This window comes from Rhizobium sp. MHM7A, assembly GCF_005862215.1.
Lineage (GTDB): Bacteria > Pseudomonadota > Alphaproteobacteria > Rhizobiales > Rhizobiaceae > Rhizobium > Rhizobium bangladeshense.
On the sequence record NZ_VCHT01000048.1, the window covers coordinates 1 to 4,243 of the forward strand.

At 55.3% G+C, this 4,243-nt stretch carries 7 protein-coding genes; 6 read left to right on the top strand and 1 reads right to left on the bottom strand.

The window, feature by feature from the left end:
• Nucleotides 1-100: 100 nt before the first annotated feature.
• Together FFR93_RS40070 and FFR93_RS40075 are read left to right on the top strand one after the other, a co-directional pair.
• Entirely contained in the window at nt 101-793 is a 693-nt protein-coding gene (locus tag FFR93_RS40070; RefSeq protein WP_138397195.1) for a LuxR family transcriptional regulator, read from the top strand.
• Nucleotides 794-898: 105 nt separating this feature from the next.
• Nucleotides 899-1,603: an autoinducer binding domain-containing protein gene (locus FFR93_RS40075; RefSeq protein ID WP_138397196.1), complete on the top strand. Its 705-nt coding sequence runs from the start codon at nt 899-901 to the stop codon at nt 1,601-1,603.
• Between the two features lie 3 nt (nt 1,604-1,606).
• On the opposite strand, the gene FFR93_RS40080 is transcribed toward FFR93_RS40075, so the two are convergent.
• Nucleotides 1,607-1,930, bottom strand: a complete 324-nt coding sequence (locus FFR93_RS40080) for a transcriptional repressor TraM (protein WP_138397197.1) — start codon at nt 1,928-1,930, stop codon at nt 1,607-1,609.
• 206 nt (nt 1,931-2,136) lie between these two features.
• On the opposite strand from FFR93_RS40080, the gene FFR93_RS40085 reads away from it, so the two are divergent.
• From FFR93_RS40085 to FFR93_RS40100, 4 genes are all read left to right on the top strand, one after another.
• The gene (locus FFR93_RS40085) at nt 2,137-2,379 is read left to right on the top strand and encodes a helix-turn-helix transcriptional regulator (protein ID WP_138397198.1); all 243 of its coding nucleotides are present in this window, start codon (nt 2,137-2,139) and stop codon (nt 2,377-2,379) included.
• Nucleotides 2,380-2,492: 113 nt separating this feature from the next.
• Nucleotides 2,493-3,125: a DUF433 domain-containing protein gene (locus tag FFR93_RS40090; RefSeq protein WP_138397199.1), complete on the top strand. Its 633-nt coding sequence runs from the start codon at nt 2,493-2,495 to the stop codon at nt 3,123-3,125.
• Nucleotides 3,122-3,496: a DUF5615 family PIN-like protein gene (locus tag FFR93_RS40095; RefSeq protein WP_138397200.1), complete on the top strand. Its 375-nt coding sequence runs from the start codon at nt 3,122-3,124 to the stop codon at nt 3,494-3,496. The genes FFR93_RS40090 and FFR93_RS40095 overlap by 4 nt, the downstream gene beginning before the upstream one ends.
• Nucleotides 3,497-3,916: 420 nt before the next feature.
• Nucleotides 3,917-4,168, top strand: a complete 252-nt coding sequence (locus FFR93_RS40100; RefSeq protein WP_246661435.1) for a hypothetical protein — start codon at nt 3,917-3,919, stop codon at nt 4,166-4,168.
• The last annotated feature ends 75 nt before the right edge of the window (nt 4,169-4,243 follow it).

Genomic DNA, 4,243 nt, shown 5'->3' on the forward strand with positions numbered 1-4,243 from the left:
GTTCTTGTAGCTGACGGCAGGACTGTTCATCCCAACCCATTATCCGACAACCGTTAAGCCGCTCACAACGTGACATCACCATCTCAAGGCCTCCAGCGCAGTGAAAAATGCAACGACGGTAGCCGTCGCATTGGACGAGTTCCAGCAGCACTACCCTGTGGATTTTGTCACGTTTCATCTCGCCAGAACCATCGTCGATAGCGTCGATGCCCCGTTCGTCAGAACCACCTACCCCGATAGCTGGGTTTCGCGATACCTTCTGAACGACTACATTAATGTTGATCCGATCATCCGAGAAGGCTTCTCTCGTCAGCTGCCATTCGATTGGCGTGAGATCGACATCCCTGACAGTGCGCATCAATTCATGGTGGATGCAGAGATGCACGGTATCGGAGGCAATGGCGTCTCGATACCGATCGTTGATAAATCCCGCCGGTCGCTTCTTTCGATCAATTCGCAGATGAGCGATGAAGAATGGACAGCGATAGAACGGCAGTTCCTACCTGAGTGGACCGAGCTAGGTTTTCTTCTGCACCGCAAAGCGGTTTTCGAACTTCACGGGGAAAACGATCCCGTGCCGGCGCTCGGAACCAGGGAAGTCGAGTGCCTTCACTGGGCCTCGCGCGGCAAAGACAGCAAGGACATTGCTGAAATCCTAGGACTGTCCGAGCACACGGCTCGTGGATATCTGAAATCAGCGCGGTATAAGTTGGGTTGCCCCACGCTATCAGCCGCAATAGCGCATGCAGTACATTTGAACCTCATCACTCCCCACATGAGTAACCCAAACTAGGGTATCGGTTTGGGGGATTTATCTCCTCGCAATCCCGCTGCATGTTCGAACGGCGCGACAGGGAGCCTCCGGCTGCCTTGCGCGCCGGACAGTTGGAGAGCAGCATTGAATGACGTGCTAAGAAATTTGATTGATATGATTGAGGCTGCGCACAATGAGCGGATGATCAAGATTGCCCTGAAGAGCTTCGCAAACGCTTATGGCTTCGAGCGATTCGCTTACCTGCAGACTGAAGGCTCTGAAGTCCGTGCGTTCAACTCCTATCCCGAGGAATGGCAGGACATTTACCTTGCCAACCAGTATTCCCGCATCGATCCGGTCGTCACGGAAGCCAAGCGTCGCATGGAATTGTTCTCCTGGACGGCCGACGACTGGCCAGCTCGTGGAACCTCCGAGCTTAGGCGCTTTCGGGACCAGGCGATCGAACACGGCATTCGCAGCGGACTGACAATACCCGTCGAAGGAAGTTTCGGCTCCGCGTTGATGCTGACGTTTGCGTCCTCAGCGCAGACGGCTGACGCCTCAAAGCTACAGGATGCGCAAAAAGCGATCCAGGCGGTTTTGGCGATCCACTACCGCCTGAAGATCATCGCTGCGACGACAATTGTCGCTCCAAAACGGTTGCTTTCACCAAGAGAAGCCATGTGCCTCGCGTGGGCGGCAAAGGGCAAAAGCGCGCCGGAAACAGCAATGTTGACGGGGATCAATCCGAGGACCGTGCAGCATTACCTCGATAAAGCGCGCGAAAAGCTCGATGCGGCGACCGTTCCGCAGTTGGTAGCGATCGCTAAAGATCACGGATTGGTTTGAGGCTCATTCACCGCCGTCCAGGGGAACCTGAGGGACATAGCCAAGCACGTCGATAATTTCCGAAAGCTCTTCCTGCTTGGCTTCTGATTTCCTTTGACGCGCGACATACTCGTCCTGCAGACTCTTGAGCACGGCGCCGGAAACCGACAGATCGGACGTCGCGCGAGTCCATTCTTCATAGACAGCTTCGTCGGCGGCGATCAGGCGGCGGTGTTCGAGAATCGCGGAGACGGCCAGCGCTTCCAACTCCGACTGTTGCAGCAAGCTGCTGCGTGATTCTCTTTCTTTTCCTTGGTCATTGGCATCGGACGCGACCGCTTTGTTCACCCGCTCCTCCAAACTTCATCCTCTCACCTGCCGTCACCGAAGGTTCGCCTACATCCAATCGGATATCTGGGGTGCAGACAAGGCGCTGGTGCTAATATCGAAACCTGAACCCATTGCCCGCCCCGCACTTGCAGGCAATTAAAGGAAAGACTTTTACATACTTTGGTTGATAAACTCAAAGTGTGTAAACGGCGATCTTTCGGCGCATGGATATGCGCAAACTGGTCGGCTCGAATTTTGCCCGCCTGCGTCGGGAGAAAGGCCTGACACAGGAAGAGGTCGAGGCGCGCTCTGGTTTCAGCCAGCAATACCTGAGTAGCTTGGAGCGAGGTCGGCGCAACCCTACTGTGATTACTCTTTATGAACTGGCTCAAGCCTTGGAAGTCAGCCACGTCGAATTGGTTCGACCGCTTGTCGAAACCCAGGTTGGCCCGCAAGCAAGCGCATAACCTCGCAGGCAAGAGCTTCCAACCAGCGGGACACAGCGAGAAATCGTCGGAGCAAGCTTGCGGTATTGAGATTTGTGCACTCGTCATATATATTCTCTCTAAGGAGAATAATTATGAGCAACGCTCTTCGTGAATACACACCCGCCGAAGCTGCAGCCGTGAGCGAGATCGCTGTCAAGGCGGTAAACAATGCGATCGACAAACACATCCTCTCGACCAGACTGTCACGGACTTCCGGCCGAGCGCTCACAGACGACGATCTGCTGCGTTTGAAACTCTGGTATGGTGTCGGATCGATCCTGTCGGCAGAACGTCGCAAGCGTTTGTTCGATACGATTGACCAGAACCCCCATGCAGATACTGTTAGAGCGGACGACTATCTGATCGTTGATGTCGCGAGAGCGAGGGAGCACTTGGCCGCGCGCGGTGAAGCGCTCAGGGAAGCGGGCAAGATCATCCACAGCGTGAAAGGCTTGGTTGGCGGCGAGCCGGTCTTCAAAGGTACGCGCATTCCGGTCCGAACAATCGCTGCAATGAAACTGCAAGGCGCTGCCACGGACGAGATCGTCGACGGCTATCCGGCTCTCACTGCGCGCATGGTGGACCTCGCCGAAATCTGGGTAGCGGCTCATCCTGCCCGTGGGCGGCCACGAAAGCTGTCGGAGCAGGGGCTGAAAGTAAAGTCGGTGAAGCGCTTGCCTCTTGGAAAGGCCGGTACCGAAAAGCCCTCGGGCACGGCTTCGTGAAGTTTCTCGTCGATGAATGCCTGCACACATCGCTCGTGGCCGTGGCTAAAAATCACGGCCACGATTGTTTCCACGTCAATTGGCTGGGCCTGAGCGGCGAGACCGACTGGGATCTGATGCCTCGGATCGTCGCGGAAGATTTTACCTTCGTGACGAACAATGCCCGTGACTTTAGGAAACTTTATGCGCGAGAGGATTTGCATGCCGGCCTGGTGATCATCGTGCCGCAAGTTCTGCCGGGACAGCAGCGGGAATTGTTCACGCTCGTTCTGCAGGAACTTGCCGATTCTCCTGACCTGGTGAATGAAGTGATTGAGATCGCCATCCAAGAGGGTGAGGCTCTGCTAACGCGCTATGCACTGCCAGAGTGAAGATCAATTCCCGCCTATGGGCGGATTTTGATTGGGATCCGCGCTCGCCCAACCTCTGCCTCCATCGTTTCTTTTCCTCGGCAGGACGAATGCCTTTGCTTTGTTGCGGCAATTCGGCGGGAGTTTCCGAACCGATAGCTACAGTAGGCGCTGTCCTGATCCCACCTTCCGGATCATCGCTTGATCATTGGTGTTCAACCTCGAAAGAAGGCTTGGGCACATTTCGATTTCAGAACTGCAGGCTCTGCGGTGCGATTAATCCGACAAGGCCTTTGGAAAAGAGTATGGTGATCTGTGTGCGAAAACGAACAATCCGACGATCATATTCAATTCCAAAGATTGTTCCGCACTGGCAATGGCTTAGTCGACGTATGTCGAAACCGCACAGACCGCCTCCCAGGCTCCGCGGATGGAGCCGCCATGACGACCTTAGAACAGTCCAAGACTTATAACACCCTTCTGAGGACCGTCAGTCCGCAAAGCTTCGCCCGCCTCGTAGACGAAATGGAGCGGGTGGACCTGCCCGTAAAATACGTATTGGTCGAAGACGGCGTCGCGCCGGAATATATATACTTCATCGAGTCCGGATTGGGTTCGGTCGTCGCGACGAGTTCCGACGGTGAGGCCATCGAGGTCGGACACGTCGGACGGGAAGGCGCGTCAGGCAGGTGATGTCACGTTGTGAGCGGCTTAACGGTTGTCGGATAATGGGTTGGGATGAACAGTCCTGCCGTCAGCTACAAGAAC